At 65.9% G+C, this 21,117-nt stretch carries 14 protein-coding genes; 12 read left to right on the forward strand and 2 right to left on the reverse strand.

The features are described 5' to 3' along the window. The first annotated feature begins 59 nt into the window (after positions 1-59). From CF68_RS00285 to CF68_RS00340, 12 genes are all read left to right on the forward strand, one after another. Positions 60-938: a LysR substrate-binding domain-containing protein gene (locus CF68_RS00285; protein ID WP_035815057.1), complete on the forward strand. Its 879-nt coding sequence runs from the start codon at positions 60-62 to the stop codon at positions 936-938. Between the two features lie 119 nt (positions 939-1,057). After that, complete coding sequence (locus CF68_RS00290) at positions 1,058-1,549, forward strand: VOC family protein (RefSeq protein WP_035815059.1); 492 nt, start codon at positions 1,058-1,060, stop codon at positions 1,547-1,549. Positions 1,550-1,629: 80 nt separating this feature from the next. Next, on the forward strand, positions 1,630-1,884 hold the full coding sequence (locus CF68_RS00295; protein ID WP_035815063.1) for a hypothetical protein: 255 nt from the start codon (positions 1,630-1,632) through the stop codon (positions 1,882-1,884). Positions 1,885-1,976: 92 nt separating this feature from the next. Continuing rightward, positions 1,977-4,343 carry a DNA polymerase II gene (locus CF68_RS00300; protein WP_035815064.1) on the forward strand — a complete coding sequence of 789 codons (2,367 nt, stop codon included), beginning with the start codon at positions 1,977-1,979 and terminating at the stop codon, positions 4,341-4,343. Positions 4,344-4,445: 102 nt separating this feature from the next. After that, positions 4,446-5,606: a hypothetical protein gene (locus CF68_RS00305; protein WP_035815065.1), complete on the forward strand. Its 1,161-nt coding sequence runs from the start codon at positions 4,446-4,448 to the stop codon at positions 5,604-5,606. Between the two features lie 379 nt (positions 5,607-5,985). Further along, entirely contained in the window at positions 5,986-7,137 is a 1,152-nt protein-coding gene (locus tag CF68_RS00310) for an efflux RND transporter periplasmic adaptor subunit (protein WP_035815067.1), read from the forward strand. A gap of 29 nt (positions 7,138-7,166) precedes the next feature. Next, on the forward strand, positions 7,167-10,319 hold the full coding sequence (locus CF68_RS00315) for an efflux RND transporter permease subunit (RefSeq protein WP_035815068.1): 3,153 nt from the start codon (positions 7,167-7,169) through the stop codon (positions 10,317-10,319). Then, positions 10,316-11,776 (forward strand): AdeC/AdeK/OprM family multidrug efflux complex outer membrane factor, encoded by a 1,461-nt coding sequence (gene adeC, locus CF68_RS00320; protein ID WP_035815069.1) that lies wholly within the window; start codon positions 10,316-10,318, stop codon positions 11,774-11,776. The genes CF68_RS00315 and adeC overlap by 4 nt, the downstream gene beginning before the upstream one ends. 244 nt (positions 11,777-12,020) lie before the next feature. Beyond that, positions 12,021-14,345 (forward strand): xanthine dehydrogenase family protein molybdopterin-binding subunit, encoded by a 2,325-nt coding sequence (locus CF68_RS00325; RefSeq protein ID WP_035815070.1) that lies wholly within the window; start codon positions 12,021-12,023, stop codon positions 14,343-14,345. Beyond that, positions 14,314-14,778 (forward strand): (2Fe-2S)-binding protein, encoded by a 465-nt coding sequence (locus tag CF68_RS00330; protein WP_035815075.1) that lies wholly within the window; start codon positions 14,314-14,316, stop codon positions 14,776-14,778. The genes CF68_RS00325 and CF68_RS00330 overlap by 32 nt, the downstream gene beginning before the upstream one ends. 113 nt (positions 14,779-14,891) lie before the next feature. Then, positions 14,892-16,775 (forward strand): preprotein translocase subunit YajC, encoded by a 1,884-nt coding sequence (locus CF68_RS00335; RefSeq protein WP_235205615.1) that lies wholly within the window; start codon positions 14,892-14,894, stop codon positions 16,773-16,775. Beyond that, on the forward strand, positions 16,772-18,376 hold the full coding sequence (locus tag CF68_RS00340; RefSeq protein WP_035815079.1) for a GMC oxidoreductase: 1,605 nt from the start codon (positions 16,772-16,774) through the stop codon (positions 18,374-18,376). Before CF68_RS00335 ends, CF68_RS00340 begins: the two co-directional genes overlap by 4 nt. Before the next feature lie 45 nt (positions 18,377-18,421). On the opposite strand, the gene CF68_RS00345 is transcribed toward CF68_RS00340, so the two are convergent. Next, positions 18,422-19,945, reverse strand: a complete 1,524-nt coding sequence (locus CF68_RS00345) for an amidase (RefSeq protein ID WP_035815081.1) — start codon at positions 19,943-19,945, stop codon at positions 18,422-18,424. Positions 19,946-19,972: 27 nt separating this feature from the next. After that, positions 19,973-20,968, reverse strand: a complete 996-nt coding sequence (locus CF68_RS00350) for a tripartite tricarboxylate transporter substrate binding protein (protein ID WP_035815083.1) — start codon at positions 20,966-20,968, stop codon at positions 19,973-19,975. Positions 20,969-21,117 lie beyond the last annotated feature (149 nt).

Here is a 21,117-nt window from a genome sequence, read left to right on the forward strand (position 1 = left end):
TTGGCCGCCCGCATGCATTTTTGATATGGGGGTGCTGAAGAGGCGGTACCATTGCGGGCATGAACTTCAAGCAGATCGAGACCTTCAGGGCCGTCATGCTGACTGGCTCCATGACAATCGCAGCAAAGCAGCTGCATACGTCCCAACCCAACGTGAGCCGTGTCATCGGCAAGCTCGAAGCTGAGCTCGGCTTCGAGTTGTTCGACAGGCTGCCCGGACGTGTCGTGGCCACCAAAGGGGCCGAGGCGCTGTTCAAGGAAGTGGAGCGCGCCTTCGTAGGGCTGGAGAGCCTGGGCGAATCCGCGCGGGCCATCCGCGACGCCGGCGTCGGAACGCTGCGTGTGGCCGCTGCCGCGTCGATATCGCTGAGCGTGCTCCCGCTGGCGGTGCGGATGTTCAGCGAAAAGTACCCGTTGGTCCGCATTGCCGTCGACACCAGCGAGTCCCACGTCATCGCAAACTGGATCGCCACCCAGCACTGCGACATCGGTTTCGTCTCCAACATTGCCGATAAGCCAGGGGTCGTGGCGTCCGTCATACACACCGAAAGCGCGGTTTGTGTGGTGCCGGCACGCCACCGGCTGGCGAGGAAGAGGCGGCTCGTTCCGGAGGACCTGACCGGCGAGCGGTTCATTTCCCTGCCCGGCGGCAGCATGTCAAGGCGCGCAATCGATGCCGTGTTCAGCGACGGGGCCCGGATCATGGCGCTCGAAACTCCCTTCGCGGCGACGATCTGCAGGATGGTCAGCGAAGGCCTGGGGGTAAGCCTGGTGAATCCCATCGTCAGCCGGACGATGAGGTTCCCGGGCGTCGTGGCAATCCCGTTCAAGCCGGAAATCCCGTTCAGGAGCTACATGCTGCGCGCGAAGCTGGCGCCGCGCGACACGCACGTCAATGACTTTGTCTCCTGCATGCGAGCCGCCTTCAAGTCCATGTGACAGAGGCCGCCGGCGGCTCCTCAGTCCACACCTTGCGCAGCCTGCGCCCGCCACCGGAATATGAGACATTGGAGCCCCGGTGGCGGATCCCCGGTGCTCGACATTCCAGGAGACACATCATGCAAAGCAAGAACACGATCTGCTTGTGGTACGACCGCGACGCCCTTGATGCCGCAAACTTCTATGCCGAAACATTCCCCGACAGCGCTGTCAGCGCCGTCCACCGCGCGCCAGGCGACTATCCCGACGGCAAGCAGGGCGATGTGCTGACGGTCGAGTTCACCGTCGCCGGCATTCCCTGCCTCGGGCTGAACGGCGGCCCGCATTTCAAGCACAACGAGGCCTTCTCTTTTCAGATTGCGACGGACGACCAGGCCGAAACCGACCGCTTGTGGAATGCGATCGTCGGCAACGGCGGCCAGGAAAGCGAATGCGGCTGGTGCAAGGACCGGTGGGGACTGTCATGGCAGATCACCCCGCGCGCGCTCAGCGCGGCGATAACCGACCCCGACCGCGCGGCGGCGAAGCGCGCATTCGACGCGATGATGACGATGAGAAAGATTGATATCGCCGCGATCGAGGCGGCACGGCAGGGCAAAAGCCCATCCTAGAATTGAGATAGCGCGTCTCGGCGCTAACCTCAATGGGGGCTGGGGCAGGGCCGCTTCTCCATCGACTGGGAGAGACCATCATGAGTCGTTTGCTGCTTGGCAACATCGAACCTGGCACCTCGGACGAGGAAATCGCGGCCTTCCTGGAAAAGTATGGGTTTCCCCCGTTCGACAGCCTCGAACATGAGGAAGGCGACGGCTCGCAGCCTGCCGTGCTGCTGACCTATGGCAGCCTCGACCCCATGGTGCTGGGCAAATTGCAGGAGCGCATCCACCATATGTACTGGAAGAAGCGCGAATTGACCGCCGCGATCCTGCACGACCGCTTTGCGTGAGCCGAAGCTGCCTCGGGGTGGCCTGCGCGGCTCACGCACCCGTCCCCATCCGCTAGAATCCCGACCGGTAGCCGTTTCCCAATGTTCCTAACGTGGCACTTCAGCAGGGTTTCATCCTGACCCGACATTGGCGCGATACGCCGGCCGGCACCGAAGTCGAATTCTGGCTGGCGACCGATGATGGTCCGCGCCACCTGCACCTGTCCTGTCAGCCGTCAGTCGCGTTTATCCCCGAGTCGCAGCGCGAGCGCGCCGAGGCGCTGCTGTGCCGCGAGCGCGATGTCGATCTGCGCCCGCTCAAGCTCCAGGATTTCCAGCGCCGGCCCGTACTGGGCCTGTACTGCCGCCAGCATCGGCAACTGATCCACCTCAGCCGCTCATTGCGCGACGTCGGCGTGGATGTCTACGAAGCCGATATCCGCCCGCCCGAACGCTACCTGATGGAGCGTTTCATCACCGCCCCGGTCTGGTTCGACGGTGGGCCGGACCCCAGCGGCGCGCTGCGCAATGCCCAGATGAAGCCGTCGGAGGCCTACCGGCCCACGCTGCGCCTGGTCTCGCTCGATATCGAAACCAACGCGTTCGGCGAACTTTATTCGATTGCGCTCGAAGGCTGCGGCCAGCGCCAGGTCTACATGCTGGGCGCGGCGCCGCAAATGCCCGTGGACGTCGATTTCTCGCTCGCATACTGCGCCACACGGGCCGAGTTGCTGGAGCAGTTGAACCAGTGGCTGGCCGACCATGATCCCGACGCGATCATTGGCTGGAATCTGGTCCAGTTCGACCTGCGCGTGCTGCAGGAGCATGCACGCAAGTTCCAGGTTCCACTGCGCCTTGGCCGGGGTGGAGCCGAGATGGAATGGCGCGAGCACAACGCCCAGCAGCACTATTTCGCCAGCGCACCAGGCCGGTTGATCATCGACGGCATCGAGGCGCTGCGTTCCGCCACGTGGAGCTTCCCGTCGTTCAGCCTGGAATCGGTGGCGCAGACGCTGCTCGGCGAGGGCAAGGCGGTCGACAACCCGTACGACCGCATGGACGCCATCGACCGCATGTTCGAGCAGGACAAGCCGGCGCTGGCCCGCTATAACCTGCGCGATTGCGAACTGGTGACGCGGATCTTCGAAAAGACGGAGCTGTTGCCCTTCCTGCTGGAACGCGCCACGGTCACGGGCCTGCCCGCCGACCGGAACGGCGGCTCGGTCGCCGCCTTCACGCATCTCTACATGCCGCTGATGCACCGCCAGGGCTATGTCGCCCCCAACCTCGGCGAGAAGGCGCCCGAGGCCAGCCCCGGCGGCTTCGTCATGGACTCGCGGCCGGGGCTCTACGAATCAGTGCTGGTGCTGGACTACAAGAGCCTCTACCCGTCGATCATCCGGACCTTCCTGATCGACCCGATCGGGCTGGTCGAAGGCCTGGCGCATCCGGACGATGCCGATTCGGTGCCAGGCTTTCGCGGTGCGCGGTTTTCCCGGACGAAGCACTGCCTGCCGGCGATCGTCGCCAGGGTCTGGCAAGGCCGCGAGGCCGCCAAGCGCGACCGGAACAAGCCGCTGTCCCAGGCGCTCAAGATCATCATGAACGCGTTCTACGGCGTGCTCGGGTCCAGCGGCTGCCGGTTCTTCGATGCGCGGCTGGCGTCGTCGATCACCATGCGCGGGCACGAGATCATGCGGCAGACCCGCGCGCTGATCGAGGCCCGCGGCTACGAGGTGATCTACGGCGACACGGATTCCACATTCGTCTGGCTGCGCCGCGCGCGAACGGAAGCCGATGCCAAGCAGATCGGGCGCAGCCTGGTCGCCTACGTCAACGACTGGTGGCGCGATCACCTCGGGCAGACCTATGGACTGGAAAGCGCGCTGGAACTCCAGTTCGAAACGCACTTCCGGCGCTTCCTGATGCCGACCATCCGCGGCACGGACCTTGGCAGCAAGAAGCGCTATGCCGGCCAGGTGGAACTGCCTGACGGGAAGGTCGAGATGGTGTTCAAGGGGCTTGAGACGGTGCGCACGGACTGGTCGCCGCTCGCCCAGCGTTTCCAGCAGACCCTTTACGAAAAGATCTTCAACCGCGAGCCGTACGCGGATTATGTGCGGGACATCGTGCGTCGCACCCTGGCCGGCGAGCTCGACGAGCAACTGGTCTTTCGCAAGCGGCTGCGCCGCAAGCTCGATGACTACCAGCGCAACGTGCCGCCGCACGTCCGCGCCGCCCGTATTGCCGATGCCTATAACGAGCGCCAGGGGCGTCCGCGCCAGTATCAGCAGGGTGGCTGGATCAGTTATGTGATGACTGTTTCAGGGCCGGAGCCGCTTGAGACCCGGTCGGCGCCGGTCGACTATGGCCACTACGTCAACAAGCAGTTGCAGCCAATTGCCGATGCGATTTTGCCGTTCCTGGACGACGATTTCGAGACGCTGCTGGCTGGGCAGATGTCGCTCTTTCCGCAATAGCTCGGCTGAGGATGTGCATTATTGGGCATTTATCATCATTTATTTGCCAAGGATAATTTATCCAGATAGGATAAATGCTGATAATCGCACCCGGAAGTCACCATGTCCGATCCGTCCGCCGCCTCCGAACGTTACACCTTCCGCCGGCCCGCGCTGGCGGCTAGTTTCTGCGCTGCCCTGGCCGGCGAGGGAATCCAGGATGCCCGCTCGGGCTTGTTCCTGGCGGCACCGCGTCGGGTCGGGAAGTCCACGTTCCTGCGCGAGGATCTTGTGCCGGCCGCCGGGCAGCGCGGCTGGGTCACGGTGTATGTCGACTTATGGTCGAACAAGGCGCATGACCCCGGCGAGCTGATCGCCGACGCCATCAAGCACAAGATTGCCGATCACGCCGGCGTCGTGAGCAAAGCTGCAAAGGCTGTCGGCCTCACCAGGGTCACCGTGATGGGCACCCTTGGGTTGGATCTCGGCGCCACGGGATTGCCAGCGGGCGTCACGCTTACGCAGACCCTTGAGGCGCTGCGCAAGGCTGCCGACAAACCGGTTCTCCTGATCGTTGACGAAGCCCAGCATGCTCTGACCACGGAGAAGGGGGTGGAGGCGATGTTCGGCCTGAAGGCGGCGCGCGACGCGATGAACGTGTCGGGCAAGGCCCCGGACCTCATGCTGGTCTTCACCGGCTCAAGCCGGGACAAGCTCGCGCACCTCGTCATGAATTCGCGCATGCCGTTCTACGGCTCCCAGGTGACGCCGTTCCCGCTGCTCGATCGAAACTTCACCGACGAATTCACCAGGAGCGTGAACCGGGCGCTCGCCACCGGCAATCAGCTTGAGCCGGAGGCGGTCTACGAAGCCTTCGTGATGGTCGGGCATCGCCCGGAGATGCTGCGCCACCTGATCGGCACGATCGCACTGGCGAACGAATCGCCAAACCTCAGTACCCGGCTCAAGGATGACGCGACGCTGGTCCAGGAACGCTTGTGGCATGACGTTGAAAGCGACTTCACCTCGTTGTCCCCGCTGCAGCAGGCGGTGGTGCGTGTCATGGCTGGCAAGGATGGTCAGTTCTCTCCCTTCGGAGAGAGCGCAATGTCCGCATACAAGGCCCTGGTGCCGCATCACGTGAGCGTCAGCGCCGGGACGGTGCAGAATGCAATTGACGCCCTTCGTGAGCGCGAGATCGTATGGAAAGAGTCGCGAGGCTCATACGAGATCGAAGATCAAGCGTGGCTGAGCTGGCTCCGCGCCAAGGACCTGACGTCCTGAAGAACGCGGTAAAGCGATGCGCCCCGACTCAGCTCGCCACGCGCTTGAACCCATCGGTAGCAGGTCGCACGTGGTCTTCGCTGTGCAGCCATGCGCTGTGCCGGCATGTGTTCTGTCAGGGCGCCGGGGCGTTGGCGCGCGCCCCGGCTTGCGCGGCTCACGTCGGATCGCGATGCAAGTTCCTGAAATATGGGTAGCCAATAATCGGCCGAACCATTTCTTCGAGTCGGGATAGACTTTGCCGGTTACGTCTGCAACTGGCGCTGGCGCAATGGCGGGCATGGCGCTTGCGTCACCTCGGCCTGTTCCGCTCTGGCGTAGGTCAACCGGTTTGCCGGCGACATTTTGACTCGGCTTGATTCCTACGCAGGACATCGCTATGCAACGATCACGCGGCTGCAGCGCCTGGGTTCCGGTCACGCTGGCTATCGGCATGTCAATGCTTGCCGGATGCGGTGGCAAGAAAGAGGCCGCCGCCCCGCCGCCACCGCAAGTGAGCGTGGTCACGCTCAAGACCGAGCAGCTGACACTGGATACCGAGCTGCCCGGGCGCACCACGGCGTTTCGCATTGCCGAAGTCAGGCCGCAGGTGGACGGCATCATCCTGCGCCGCCTGTTCAAGGAGGGCAGCGACGTCAAGCAGGGCCAGCAGCTCTACCAGATCGACCCGTCCACCTACGAGGCCACCTACAAGAGCGCCAGGGCGACGCTGGAATCCACCCGCCTGCTGGCAGAGCGGTACGGACGCCTGGTCGGTGACGAGGCGGTCAGCAAGCAGCAGTATGACGAGGCCAGGGCCGCCTGGCTGCAGGCGCAGGCGGCGGTGGACCGGGCCGAGATCAACCTGCGCTATACCAAGGTGCTGGCGCCGATTTCCGGGCGCATCGGGCGCTCGAATGTGACGGAAGGTGCCCTGGTTACCAACGGCCAGGCTACCGCGCTGTCGGTGGTGCAGCAGCTTGACCCGATCTACGTCGACGTGACCCAGCCCTCTGCCTCCCTGCTGCGCCTGCGGCGCGAGCTGGCCAATGGTGCGCTGCAAAGTGCCGGCGTCAACGCGGCCCAGGTCAGCCTGGCGCTCGAAGACGGTACCCGCTATCCCGAAACCGGCCGCCTTGAGTTCTCCGAAGTGGCCGTGGACCAGGGCACCGGCTCGGTGACGCTGCGCGCGGTGTTTCCCAACCCGCGCCATGACCTGTTGCCGGGCATGTTCGTCCATGCCCGTCTGCGTGAAGGCGTGAAGACCGATGCCCTGCTCGTGCCCCAGCAGGGTGTGACGCGCGACCTCAAGGGCCAGGCCACGGCGCTGGTGGTCAATGGCAAGGACGAGGTGGAACTGCGGCAGATCCGCACCGACCGCGCCGTTGGCGACAAGTGGCTGGTTTCCGACGGCCTCGGCGCCGGCGACCGCGTCATCGTGGAGGGCCTGCAGTTCGTGCGGCCCGGGGCGAAAGTGCGTGTAGCCCAGGCCGGGAGCGCCGCCGGCGCCCCGGTGGCCGCCGCGTCCGCCCCGTCCGCGGCCAAGCCCTGAGTGCCCTGCCAGGGCGAGGGAGAGTATCGATGTCCAATTTCTTTATCGATCGGCCCATCTTCGCGTGGGTGATCGCCCTGGTCATCATGCTGGCCGGCGTGCTGTCGATCCGCGCGCTGCCCATCAGCCAGTATCCGGCCATCGCGCCGCCCACCATCGCCATCTCGGTCAACTACCCCGGCGCCTCCGCCGAGACGGTGCAGGACACCGTGGTGCAGGTGATCGAGCAGCAGCTCAACGGCCTCGACCGCCTGCGCTACATCTCCTCGGAAAGCAACGCCGACGGCAGCATGACGATCACGGTGACCTTCGAGCAGGGCACCAATCCGGATATTGCCCAGGTGCAGGTGCAGAACAAGCTGGCCCTTGCGCAGCCCCTGCTGCCGCAGGAAGTGCAGCAGCAAGGCATCCGCGTGACCAAGTCGGTGCGCAACTTCCTGGTGATCGTGGGCCTGATTTCCACTGACCCCAAGGTCACGCGGGAAGACCTGTCGAACTACATCGTCTCGAGTCTCCAGGACCCGCTTTCGCGCACCTACGGCGTGGGCGACTTCCAGGTGTTCGGCGCGCAGTATGCGATGCGGGTATGGATCGACCCCGCCCGGCTCAACAGCTACCAGCTCACGCCGCTGGACGTGAGCACCGCCATCAGGGCGCAGAACGTCCAGGTGGCCTCCGGCCAGCTTGGCGGCCTGCCGGCGGTGCGGGGCCAGCAACTCAATGCCAGCGTGATCGGCAAGACCCGGCTGCAGACCAGCGAGCAGTTCGGCAACATCCTGCTCAAGGTCAACCCCGACGGCTCCCAGGTGCGCCTGAAGGACGTGGCCCAGGTGGGCCTTGGCGGGCAGGACTACAACATCAACGCGCAATACAACGGCCAGGCGGCCTCGGGCATTGCCGTGCGGCTGGCCGCGGGGGCCAACGCGCTGGAAACCGTGCGCGCCATCCGCAAGACGCTGGACGGGCTGGAGCCCTTCTTCCCGCCCGGGATGAAGGTGGTCTTCCCATATGACACCTCGCCGGTGATCTCGGGCTCCATCCACGAAGTGGTGAAGACGCTGATGGAAGCCATCGTGCTGGTGTTCCTGGTGATGTACCTGTTCCTGCAGAACGTCCGCGCCACGCTGATCCCGACCATTGCCGTGCCGGTGGTGCTGCTGGGCACCTTCGGCGTGCTGGCGGCGTTTGGCTACACCATCAACACGCTGACCATGTTCGGCATGGTGCTGGCCATCGGGCTGCTGGTGGATGACGCCATCGTCGTGGTGGAGAACGTCGAACGCGTGATGGCCGAGGAGGGCCTGCCGCCCAAGGAGGCCGCGCGGCGCTCCATGGGCCAGATCCAGGGCGCGCTGGTGGGCATTGCCATGGTGCTGTCGGCGGTGTTCCTGCCGATGGCGTTCTTCGGTGGCTCGACCGGCGTGATCTACCGGCAGTTCTCCATCACCATCGTCTCGTCCATGGTGCTTTCCGTGCTGGTCGCGCTGATACTGACGCCGGCGCTGTGCGCCACCATGCTCCAGCCCATCGAAAAGGGCGATCATGGCGAGAACAAGGGCGGCTTCTTCGGCTGGTTCAACCGCAAGTTCATCGCGACCACCCAGGGCTACGAGCGCAGCGTGTCGGGCATCCTGAAGCGCCGGCTGCCTTTCCTGCTGCTCTACGTGGCCATCCTGGTGGGGATGGGCTTCCTGTTCACGCGCATCCCCACGTCGTTCCTGCCGGAAGAAGACCAGGGCGTGCTGTACGCCCAGGTGCAGACGCCGGCCGGCGCCACGGCCGAGCGCACGCAGAAGGTGCTCGACCAGATGCGCGAATACCTGCTGAAGGAAGAGGGCGGGGTGGTGGAGTCGCTGTTCACCGTCAACGGCTTCAACTTTGCCGGCCGCGGCCAGAACTCGGGCCTGGCCTTCATCCTGCTCAAGCCATGGGAGCAGCGCAGCGGGGACAGCACCAGCGTGTTCGACCTGGCCGCACGCGCGCAGCGCAAGTTCATGAGCTTCCGCGATTCGATGTCGTTCGCGTTCGCCCCGCCCGCGGTGCAGGAACTGGGCAATGCCATCGGCTTTGACCTTTACCTGCAGGACCAGGCCGGCATTGGCCACGTGGCGCTGATGAACGCGCGCGACAAGTTCCTGGCGCTGGCCTCGCAAAGCCCGGTGCTGCAGCGGGTGCGCCCCAATGGCCTGAATGACCAGCCGCAGTACCAGCTGGTGATCGACGATGAGAAGGCGCGCGCGCTCGGCATTGCGCTGGCAGACATCAACAGCACGGTGTCGATCGCGTGGGGGTCCAGCTACGTCAATGACTTCATCGACCGCGGCCGGGTCAAGCGCGTCTACGTGCAGGGCCGCCCGGATTCCCGGATGAAGCCGGACGATATCGACAAATGGTTCGTGCGCAACGACAAGGGCGAGATGGTGCCGTTCTCCGCCTTCGCCGACGGCAAGTGGGCCTATGGCTCGCCCAAGCTGCAGCGCTACAATGGCGTGGCGGCGGTGCAACTGCTGGGAGAGCCCGCGCCCGGGCGCAGCTCCGGCGAGGCCATGGCGGCGATCGAGGAGATCATGAAGCAGATGCCGCCGGGCGTAGGCTATGCCTGGACCGGCCTGTCCTATGAGGAGCGGCTGTCGGGCTCGCAGGCGCCGGCACTCTATGCGCTCTCGCTGCTGGTGGTGTTCCTGTGCCTGGCCGCGCTCTACGAGAGCTGGTCGATCCCGTTCTCGGTGATGCTGGTGGTGCCACTCGGCGTGATCGGCGCACTGCTCGCCACGCTGGGGCGCGGCTTGTCCAATGACGTGTTCTTCCAGGTGGGCCTGCTGACCACCATCGGCCTGTCCGCCAAGAACGCCATCCTGATCGTGGAGTTCGCCAAGAGCGAGTACGAACAGGGCAAGAGCCTGGTCGAGGCCGCCGTGGAGGCGTGCCGCTTGCGTCTGCGCCCCATCGTGATGACCTCGCTGGCCTTCATGCTCGGCGTGTTTCCGCTGGCGGTGTCGACCGGCGCCGGTGCCGGCAGCCAGCACGCCATCGGCACCGGCGTGATCGGCGGCATGATCACTGCCACGGTGCTGGCGATCTTCTGGGTGCCGCTGTTCTTTGTCGTCGTCACCTCGCTGTTCGGGCGCAAGCGCAGGCCGGAGCCGCATGATGCCTCCCTGGAAAAAGAGGCGCTTGAATGAAGAAGACCTTGCTGTGCGCTGCCGCCATGGCCATGCTGGCCGGCTGCAGCCTGATCCCCAGGTACGAGCGGCCGGCCTCGCCGGTGGAGGCAGCCTACCCGCAGGGCCCGGCCTACCTGCCTGCCGATGCCGCCGCCGAAGCCGGCCAGGTGCCAGCGGTCGAACTGGGCTGGCGCGAATTCTTCGCCGATGCGCGGCTGCGCCGTCTCCTCGAACTGGCGCTGGAGAACAACCGTGACCTGCGCGTGGCCGCCCTCAACGTGGAGGCGTTCGGTGCACAGTACCGCATCCAGCGCGCCGACCTGTTTCCCGCCGTCGGCGTGGCCGCGCAGGGCACGCGCCAGCGCATTCCCGCCGAGCTGTCTCCCACCGGACAGCGGACGATCGGCAGCCAGTACGGCGTGTCGATAGGCACCACGGCATGGGAGATCGACCTGTTCGGCCGCCTGCGCAGCCTCAGCGAAGCCGCGCTCGAGCAGTATTTCGCCAGCGACGAGGCGCGCCGCAGCGCCCAGATCTCTTTGGTGGCGAGCGTTGCCAGCGCCTACCTGACCCAGCGCGCCGATGAAGCGCTGCTGCAGGTCACCCGTGAAACGCTGGCCAATTACGAGCGCAGCTATGGCCTGACCCGGCGCAGCTACGAGGAAGGGATCGCTTCGCGGCTGGACCTGCGCCAGGCGCAGACTGTCGTGGAAACGGCACGGGCGAGCCTTGCGCGTTATACCCGGCTGGTAGCACAGGACCAGAATGCCCTGGTGCTGCTGCTCGGCACGTCCCCGCCCGCGGACCTGCCGGAAGGCCTGCCGCTGGAGCAGAAGCTGTTTGCCGATGTGCCCCCCGGGCTGCCCTCAGACCTGCTGCAGAACCGTCCGGACGTGCTCGCTGCCGAGCACCGGCTGCGCTCCGCCAACGCCGATATCGGCGCTGCGCGTGCGGCGTTCTTCCCCAGTATCAGCCTGACCGCATCGGCGGGCACCGCCAGCAGGCAGCTTTCGGGCCTGTTTGCGGCAGGCTCCGGCACGTGGCTGTTCCAGCCGCAGATCAACCTGCCGCTGTTTACCGCCGGCAGCCTGCGGGCCAGCCTGGACTTCGCCACCATCCAGAAGGATGTCAACGTCGCCCAGTACGAGCGTACGGTGCAGACCGCCTTCCGCGAGGTCGCCGACGGGCTGGCGGCGCGCGGCACCTACACCAGCCAGCTCGAGGCCCAGGTCCGCTTCGTGGAAGCCGCCCAGGACGCCTATGGCCTGGCCGACCGGCGCTATCGCACGGGGGTCGACAGCTACCTTGCCGTGCTGGACGCGCAGCGCTCGCTTTACAACGCGCAGCAACTGCTGATCCAGGCACGGCTCGAGCAGCTGACCAGCGAAGTCAACCTGTACAAGGCCCTGGGCGGCGGCTGGCACGACCCGGCCAAGGGCGCCAATACGTCTACGGCAGCCGCCGCACCAAGCTGACGCGCTAGCCGGGCTGCCAGCGTGCGCCGTCGCGCGGGTATCGGCACGAACCTCGGTGGCCTGCTTCGTTGCACAGCCAATCCTGGTGCCGGACCCGCGATGGCGCCCAGGGAAGCGGGGCAAGTGTTGCGAGATAGCGCCAACCACGTGTTCGCATTCGCGCTGCGGCACTTCCCGACCTAATATAGGCCATGCCATCGGCGGCACGGGGCCTTCCTATGATGATCGATCCGCCAGTCTTGCCATGTTGACGCGCAGAGCCTTCCTGCTCGGCGGCGCGGGCGCTGCCGGTGCGCTGGTGATCGGATGGGCCTGGCTGCCGCCGCGCCAGCGCCTGGCGGGCGGCGAGCCGCTGGCCGTGCGCGACGGGCAATTCGCACTGAACGGCTGGGTCAAGGTGGCGTCCGACAACACCGTCACGGTGGTGATGAACAAGGCCGAGATGGGGCAGGGCGTGCATACCGGCGCGGCGATGCTGCTGGCCGAAGAGATGGAGGCCGACTGGTCGCAGATCCGCGTCGAGCCGTCGCCCGTCGACAACCTGTACAACAACATCGAGGGCGTGGTCGCCAACCTGCCGTTCCGGCCGGACGACAAGGGGTGGCCCAGGCGTGCCGCCGAATGGTTCACGCGCAAGGGCGTGCGCGAGGTGGGCTTGATGTTCACCGGCGGCTCTACCAGCATCAGGGACCTGTGGCATCCGATGCGAGAGGCCGGCGCCGCCGCCCGCATGATGCTGTGCGCGGCAGCGGCGAAGCAGTGGGATGTCAAGGCCGAAGCGTGCCGCGCGCAGGCCGGCAAGGTGATGCATCCGTCGGGGCGCAGCGCCACCTTCGGCGAACTGGCCGCGGCGGCCGCGCGTGAGCCGTTGCCACGCAAAGTCGAACTGAAGGACCCTGCCAGCTACAGGCTCATCGGCACCCGCGCGGCGCGCCTTGATGCCGCTGCCAAGCTCCACGGCACAGCCAGTTTCGGTATCGACGTGGTGGCGGATTCGATGGCCTACGCCAGCGTGCAGATGTGTCCGACGCTGGGCGGCACGCTGCAGGGATCTCCGCCCGACGACGTCAAGAAGTTGCCGGGCGTGCTCGACCTGGTCGCGCTGCCTCCGCTCCAGGGCGGCAGCGGCGGCGTGGCGGTAATCGCCAGCGATGCGTGGATCGCCATGCAGGCGGTGGAGAAGGTCCAGTGCAAATGGGACGAGGGGGAGGCGGCTAAGCTGTCGAGCGACGGCATCCGCGACACGCTGGTGAAGGCGCTCGACGCCTCCAACCCACGCGTCTGGTACGAGCACGGTAACGGGCGCGCCATGAAGCAGGGCAAGCCCGCCATCCAGGTCTTGTACTCGGCGCCTTATCTCGCTCACGCCGCGCTGGAGCCGGTCAACTGCACGGTACTGGTCCAGGAGGACCGCGCCATCGTGTGGGCTGCCACGCAGATGCCCGGGCTGGCTCGCCGCTGCGTGGCGAAGACGCTGAATCTCGACACGGACCAGGTCGAACTGCGCCAGCAATCCATCGGCGGTGCCTTCGGGCGCAGGCTCGAAGTCGACTTCATCTGCCAGGCGGCCGCCATCGCCGCGCAGCGCAAGGGCGTGCCGGTGCAGACGATCTGGTCGCGCCCCGAGGACATGCGGCATGACTTCTACCGTCCGGCCAGCGTGTCGCGCTTCGAGGCCTGGCTCGACGAGAGCCGCAAGGTCATCGCCGTGCGCAATATCTCGGCCAGCCAGTCAGTGCTGGAGGGCGTCGCGAAGCGCAACTTCGGCCTGCCCGACATCTTCGTGTCGCGGCTGGACAAGTCCACGGTGGAAGGCGCCTTCGACCAGGCTTATGACTGGCCGGACGTGTGGGTCGGCCACCAGACCGTGGACCTCGCCATTCCCGTGGGCTACTGGCGCTCGGTGGGGCACTCGCACCACGCCTTCTTCATGGAGAGCTTCGTCGATGAGCTGGCGGTGGCGGCCGGGGTGGACCCGCTCGACTACCGCATGAGCCTGCTCAGGGATGAGCGCCAGCGCGCGGTGCTGGAGCAGGCAGGAAAGATGTCGGGTTGGGCCCAGCCCTTGCGCAAGAAGCCTGGCGTGGTGAAGGCGGGGCGCGGGGTGGCCCTGCACGAGTCGTTCGGCAGCGTGGTGGCGCAGGTCGCCGAGGTGTCGGTGGACAACGCGGGGCAGGTCCGCGTGGATCGCGTTTTCTGCGCCATCGATTGCGGCATGCCGGTCAACCCGACCCTGATCGAGCAGCAGGTCGAGGGCGGAATCGTGTTCGGGCTGTCGGCGGCGCTGTGGCAGAAGATCTCGCTGAAGGAAGGCAAGGTGCAGGAGGACTACTACACCGCCTTTCCGGCCATGCGCCTGCGAGACTGCCCGGAGATCCAGGTACACGTGATGCCTTCGATGCGCCCGCCACAGGGCGTGGGCGAGTCCACCACGCCGCCGATCGCGCCGGCGGTGGCGAACGCCTTGTTCCATGCGACCGGCGAGCGCCTGCGCGACCTGCCGCTGCTGAAGACCCTGCCGCCTTCCGGAGCCTGCGATGCCAGACCATCAGATCAGTGTCAACGGTAAGAGTGTCGAAGTCCGCTCTGACGGCTGCACGCCGCTGTTGTGGGTGCTGCGCTGCGAGCTCAAGCTGACGGGCACCAAGTTCGGCTGCGGCGTTGGGGTGTGCGGCGCCTGCGCGGTGCATGTCAACGGCAAGATGCTGCTGTCGTGCCAGCACCAGGCGAGCGAGATGGAAGGCAAGAAGATCGTCACCATCGAAGGACTCGACGGCCCCGAGGCCAGCGCCCTGCGGGCGGCCTGGCTCAAGCACGAGGTGGTGCAGTGCGGCTACTGCCAGAGCGCGCAACTGATGGCGGCGAGCGCGCTGCTCAAGCGCACCCGGAATCCGAAGGAGACGGAGATCGCCGACCAGATGAGTTGCGTGATCTGCCGGTGCGGTACGTATACGCGGATCAGGCGGGCGATTGCGGAAGCGGTGGGGATGTTGAGGGGGTGATGGTGAAACATTCCGGGTCTGCACCAGAGTCGCCATATCCGGGTGGTTCGCAAGCTGCGGCCGATGCTGCCGGCTCCGCGAAGATCGCTTCCGCGTCTGCCACGACCGGGCGCATGGAACTCTACACTCAAAGAACCATGGTGAACTGGCTGAGCCCGCTACAGCTTCCATTCACCGCCATGCGCGTTGCCGTGGCGATGGCAATCGGCGCCTTTGCCGACCAGCGCATGGTGCAGGCGGCACTCACCACGCTGAATCCGAACCCACCGCTCCCGGTGCCCGCTGACGAGGACGGCGGTGTCTGGGTCGACTATCTGGCCGACACGGGCGACGGTTGGGACTCGACCTACTCCATGGCCTTGTGCGTCAGTCACGCGGTGACGCTGCGCGAGCAAGGCGTGACGCTGCCGCGGGCAAAGGTGCTGCTGCTGGGTGGCGACCAGGTGTATCCGACCCCTGCCCATGAGGGCTATCGGACTCGCTTCGTCGATCCCTTCCGCGCGGCATTCCCTGCGCCGGTCGAGACCGTGCACCCCGTATACAGCGACCAGCCGATCAAGTTGCCGGATGCGCCGTGGATGGTCGCCACGCCAGGCAATCACGACTGGTACGATGGCTTGCGTGGCTTCGCCCGCTTGTTCTGCAGCGGCAAGCCCGTGGGCGGCTGGGAGACACGCCAGCGCACCGGCTACTATGCCTTGCAGTTGCCCGGCGGCTGGTGGATCTGGGGCCTTGACCTGCAACTGGAGTCGGAAATCGACCGACCGCAGCGCGAGTACTTCCAGAGGATGTGCACGGCGCTGCAGCCCGGTGACCGCGTGGTCTTGTGCGCGCCCGAGGCGAGCTGGATCGACGAAATGGAGCGCGTGCGCCGCGGCGAGCGGCGGGCCGTGCCTTCGATCGAGACCAAGACGCCGCGCTTTCGGAGCCTGAGCGAGATCGAGGGGATGCTGGGCGATCGGCTCGCGCTGGTGCTGGCCGGCAACTCGCACCACTACGCGCACTACGTGCCGCGAGCGGGCACGGCGGGGCCGCATCGCATCACCTGCGGAGGCGGTGGTGCATTTCTTCACGGCACGCATCTGCTGCCAGATCCACCGAGGCCTATTGTCGTGGGCCCGGCCCAACAGTGCTACGAGCTGAAGTCAGCGTATCCGGAAAAGGAGACCTCCCGGCAATTGCGCAATCGCGCGTGGCAACTGCCTGCGCGCAACCTCTCGTTCTGTGCGCTGGTGGCGATCCTGTACTTGCTGTTCGATTGGATCATTCAGAGCGCGAGCCTGGTATCTGTTCCCGGGCGCGATCAACGCAGCTTCGTCGACAGGCTGGCCGGCCTCGAAATGACATTCGGGAATACCGGCGAGGTGCTCCACCAACTGTTCCGGGTCATGGCGCACAGTCCGGCGTCGGTGGTGTTCGCAGCGGCCATTGTCTTTAGTTGTGCCGCGCTGTCGACCAGGGATGTCAGGCGCGGCGTCCGGCTCGCGTGCGTTGTCGGCGCGTTGCACGGGCTTCTGCACCTGGCACTGGCGGTCGCGCTGCTATGGCTCGTCATGCGCGTCAACTTCCATGTCTTTGGCGCGGACAACGCGCCCCCCGTGTTGCTGTTTGTCGCAGAGGCCATGCTGCTGGGCGGCGCCTTCGGCGGCCTGTTGTTTGGCGCCTGGATGGTGTTGGGCAATGCCTTGTGGCGTCTTCACCCCGAGGAGGTGTTCTCCTCCCAGCGCATCGCCGATTACAAGTGCTTCCTGCGAATGCGGTTCGAGGGCGGGCAATTGACGGTCTACCCGCTCAAGCTGGAGAAGGTTTGCCGCCATTGGAAGCTGGGCGAGGGCGTCAAGCAACTGGCGAAGGTCAACAACACCTGGCGCGTGCGCGCGCAACCCGGCGCGGCCGGCCCTCGCTTCGTGCCGGCAGACGGTCAGGTATCGCCGCCGGAGGCGGTGCGGATGATCGAGGAGAAGCCAATCATCATCCAACGACAGGGAGCGTCATGATGGGCAATACGCTTGCCTACGACGTCGTCGTCATCGGCAGCGGCTTTGGTGGTGCGGTCTCGGCGTGCAGGCTGGCGCAGGCCGGCCGCAAAGTGCTGGTGCTGGAGCGCGGCCGGCGCTGGAGCCCCGCGACTTACCCGCGCGACGAGAGCGACCCCTGGCTGTGGAACCAGGAGCGCGCCAACCGCTTCAATGGCTGGGCCGATATCCGGACCTTCTCTGACGTATGGGTCATCGCCGGGGCCGGGGTCGGCGGCGGCTCTCTGATCTATGCCAATGTTTCCGTGGAAGCCAAGCCGGAAGCCTTCCAGCAGGGCTGGCCGAAAGAGGTTACCTATGCCGGCCTGCAGGCCCACTATGAGGAGGTCGGGCGCATGCTCGCGGTGAGTGAAGTGCCGGATAACCAGTTGAGCGAGCGGACCCGGCTGTTGCGCGAGGGCGCGGAAGCCTGCGGATGGGGCGGGCGCTTCCGCAAGCTGCCGCTGGCGGTGACGTTTTCCGAGCATTGGGATCCCACACGGCAAGACCCCCGCGATGACCGTCATTCACAGACATTCCTGAACCAGCACGGCAGGTTGCAAGGCACCTGCGTTCACTGCGGCAACTGTGACGTGGGGTGCCAGGTATCGGCCAGGAATACGCTGGACCTGAATTACCTGGCGGTGGCTGAAGACAATGGCGCCGAGATTCTTCCGTTGCACCTGGTAGACCGGCTCGAACCGCTGCAGCAGGGCTGGCGCGTTTGCTTCAGGAAGATCGACCCGGAAAACGAAACGACGAGCCCTGGCACAGTCACGGCCGCCAGGGTGATACTGGCCGCCGGCTCTATCGGCAGCACCGAGCTTCTGCTGCGCTGTCGGGACGAACATCGCACCCTGCCCGGGCTTTCGCCGCGGTTGGGACATGGCTGGGCGCACAATGGCGACTTCGTGACGCCGGCCTACTATGCCCACAGGACGATCTCTCCGTCTCATGGCGTAACCATCTCCGCCGCGATCGACCTGTTGGACCACAGCGGCCCGAACGGACAGGCGCTCTTCGTGGAGGACGGCGGAATCCCTAATCTCGCAGGCAACTTCATTCGGCGCCATATGAAGCGAACGCATTCCCGCAAGCTGCGCGCCGTGTGGAAGGAGGTCGGAGGACTGTTTGACGACGGCGATCCGGTCGAGCAGATGATGCCCTGGTTCGGGCAAGGCGTGGACCCTGGCGATGGCCAACTGAGGCTGGGCCGCACGTGGTACGCACCGTGGCGTCGTGTGCTGCGGCTCGACTGGTCTTATCAGGCCTCGGTGGCTGTCATCGAGGCCATGATTGCAGCGCATACGCAGCTCTCGGCAGCGACTGGCGGAGATCCGTGGGTGCCGCTCACCTGGCGCCGGTGGCACAACCTGGTCACGCCGCACCCGCTGGGAGGCTGCAATATGGGGACGTCCGCTGCAGACGGCGTCGTCGATGCATGGGGCCGGGTATTTGGCTATCAGGGACTGTATGTCATGGACGGCGCGATCGTCCCGCGTCCGCTCGGCCTGAACCCTTCGCGCACCATCGCGGCGCTCGCGGAGCGTAATGTGGCGATGCTCTTGCGCGAGCAGGATTGAGGCGGGGGCGCGACGCTCGCATTCCTGTGTCTTCAGCCCCTTTGCCTATACCGCAGAAACGCCGCCCGATTGCTGCGCCGTGCCAGAGGCCGGCGGCGCGGTGACAATCGAGCGCAGCGACGGGTTGGCGGGCCTGAGGGCGGCGAGGTCGGGAACGGGGCGGCGCAACGCTGGCAGCATGGCAAACGCAGCTTCCATTGCCTGGGCCGCGCCCAGCGTCTCCAGGTCGCCCCGGAAGCGGCCAGTCACCTGCAGCCCGAACGGCATGCCGGCCTCGTCCGTGCCGCACGGCAGGGAAATGGCAGGGTGCGTGGTCAGTGTCACGACATAGGTCAAGGCCAGCCAGCGGTAATAATTTTCCTGTTTTTCGCCATTGATGGTGTCCGCGAACAGCCTGGTCCATGCGAAGGGCGACACCGGCGTGGTTGGCGACAGGATCAGGTCGTATTCCTGGTAGGCCCGCTGGAAGCGCTGCAGGATACGGTTCTGCTCGGCCTGCGCCCACGCGCTGTCGGCCAGTGACATCTTCGCGCCGAGCTCGTAGTTGGCGCGGGTATTGGGGCCGAGACTGGTGCGGTCGCGCTGGTAGGCGTCATGCAAGCCGGCGACAAAGCTCTCGGCGCGCAGGATATCGAAGCAGCGGTGCACATCGCCAAGCTCGAAGCGGACCTCGTCGCATTGCCGGAACAGGTGGCGCATCTCTGCGATCCTGGCGCGGAACACGCGGCGGACACCGTCGTCGACCGCGCAGCTGCTGAAGTCTTCGGTCCAGCCGACCCGCAAGCCCGACAGGTCCACCGGTGCCGGCGACAGATACGCTGCGGCGTCCACCGCGTAGCTCAAGGGATCGGTTACCGACACCCCGGCCGAAGCCGCCAGCTGCAGGCAGGTATCGGCAACGGTGCGTCCCATCGGCCCGACCACCGAGATCGGCGTCCAGCCCAGCAGTTTGCGCGAGTTGGGGACGATGCCCGGCGAGGGCCGGAATCCGACCACGCCGCACTTGGCCGCGGGAATGCGCAGCGAGCCACCGGTGTCCGACCCGGTGCAGACCGGCAGGAAGTCCGCGGCCAGCGCCGCGGCCGAGCCGCCGGAGGACCCGCCCGCATTGAGGTTTGGGTTGAAAGGATTGCCGGTCGCGCCCCAGACCGCGTTGCGCGAGTTCGCGCCGGCGCCCATTTCGGGAATATTGGTCTTGCCCACCACGATGGCACCGGCCGCCCGCAGCCGTTTCACCAGCACGTTGTCGTCGGTCGGCACGTGGTTGCGGAACAGCGGCGAGCCATAGGTGGTCAGCAGGCCCTCGGTGGCCTCCAGGTCCTTGACCCCTAGCGGCAGCCCATGGAGCAGGCCGAGTGGTTCGCCCCGCAGCATGGCCTGTTCGGCGGCGCGCGCTTCCTTGCGGGCGCGCTCGAAGCAAGTTGCCGTGATGGCATTGATCAGCGGGTTATAGGTCTCGATGCGCGCGATGCATGCCTCCAGCAGTTCTACCGGCGAGATTTCCCTGGTGCCGATCAGTCGTCGGAGTTCGACCGCCGAGGCCGAGGTCAGTCTGTCTTGCGTGGTCATGGAACAGGTGTCTCCGGGGCCTTGCTGTCAGTCAAGCTTGATATGGGCGCGTTGCGCGATGGCACGCATCTGCGGGATTTCCTTGTCGATCATGGCCGCGACCTGCTTGCCGGGCGCGTAGAAGGGCTCGATGCCGTTCTCCGCCAGCTGGCTGCGCGTTGCCGGATCGGCAATGGTGTCTGCCAGTGCCTTTTCCAGCCTGGCCCGGACCTCCGCTGGCAGGCCGCGAGGCGCGACCAGCGCGATCCAGGTACTGGTGTCCATGCCCGGATAGCCGCTTTCGGCGACGGTCGGCACATTCGGCAGCAGCGACGAGCGCTTCGCCGTAGTGACCGCAATGGCCTTGATCTTGCCGGACTTGAGCTGTGGAATGGCCGCAGCCACCGTATCCACGCTGAAGGGGATCTGGCCACCCATCAGGTCGGTCATCGCCGGCGCGCTGCCCTTATAGGGCACATGCAGCAGTTTGGTGCCGGTGAGGTTCAGCAGCTCTTCGCCGGCAAAGTGGGCAGTGGTGCCGGCGCCGAACGAGCCGTAGGAATACTTGCCCGGGTCTGCCTTGACCGCGGCGACGAACTCCTTGAGGTTGTTCACCGGCACGTCGCGGTTTGCCAAAAGGATCAAGCCGGTCGACCCGATCATGCCGATGGGCTCGAAGTTCTTCTGAGGGTCGTAGGGCAGCTTTGCGTAGACCGCCGGATTGACCGTGAACGTGGTGCCGGACGTGGCCATCAGCGTGTAGCCGTCCGGTGCCGCTTTGGCCACGTAGCTCGCCGCGACAATGGTGCCGGCCCCGGGCCGGTTCTCAACCACCACGGTCTGGCCAAGACGCTCGCCGAGTCTGCGGGCGATGGTGCGGCCGACAATGTCTGTGGCACCGCCTGGCGGAAACGGCAGGACCAGCTGGACCGGCCTGGATGGATAGCCACCCTGCGCAGCGGCAGGGGCGGGCGCCAGTGCGGTTCCGGCAGCCACGCTGCAGGCCGTGAGGAGGAACAAGGTGCGGTGGGCGGGGGATCGCATGTTGATGCTCCGGCAGGGTAGGTATCGCGCAGCGCAGCAGGGTGGGGGCACCGCGTGATCTCATCGTACGATCAATCCGGCGTGACATCGTCGCAATGTTTCGAAAGCTTGATTGCCGAAAAGGCAATCCATAAAATGAATCCGATCTT

Origin of the sequence: Cupriavidus sp. SK-4 (genome assembly GCF_000611125.1) — a bacterium.
Taxonomy (GTDB): Bacteria; Pseudomonadota; Gammaproteobacteria; order Burkholderiales; family Burkholderiaceae; genus Cupriavidus; species Cupriavidus necator.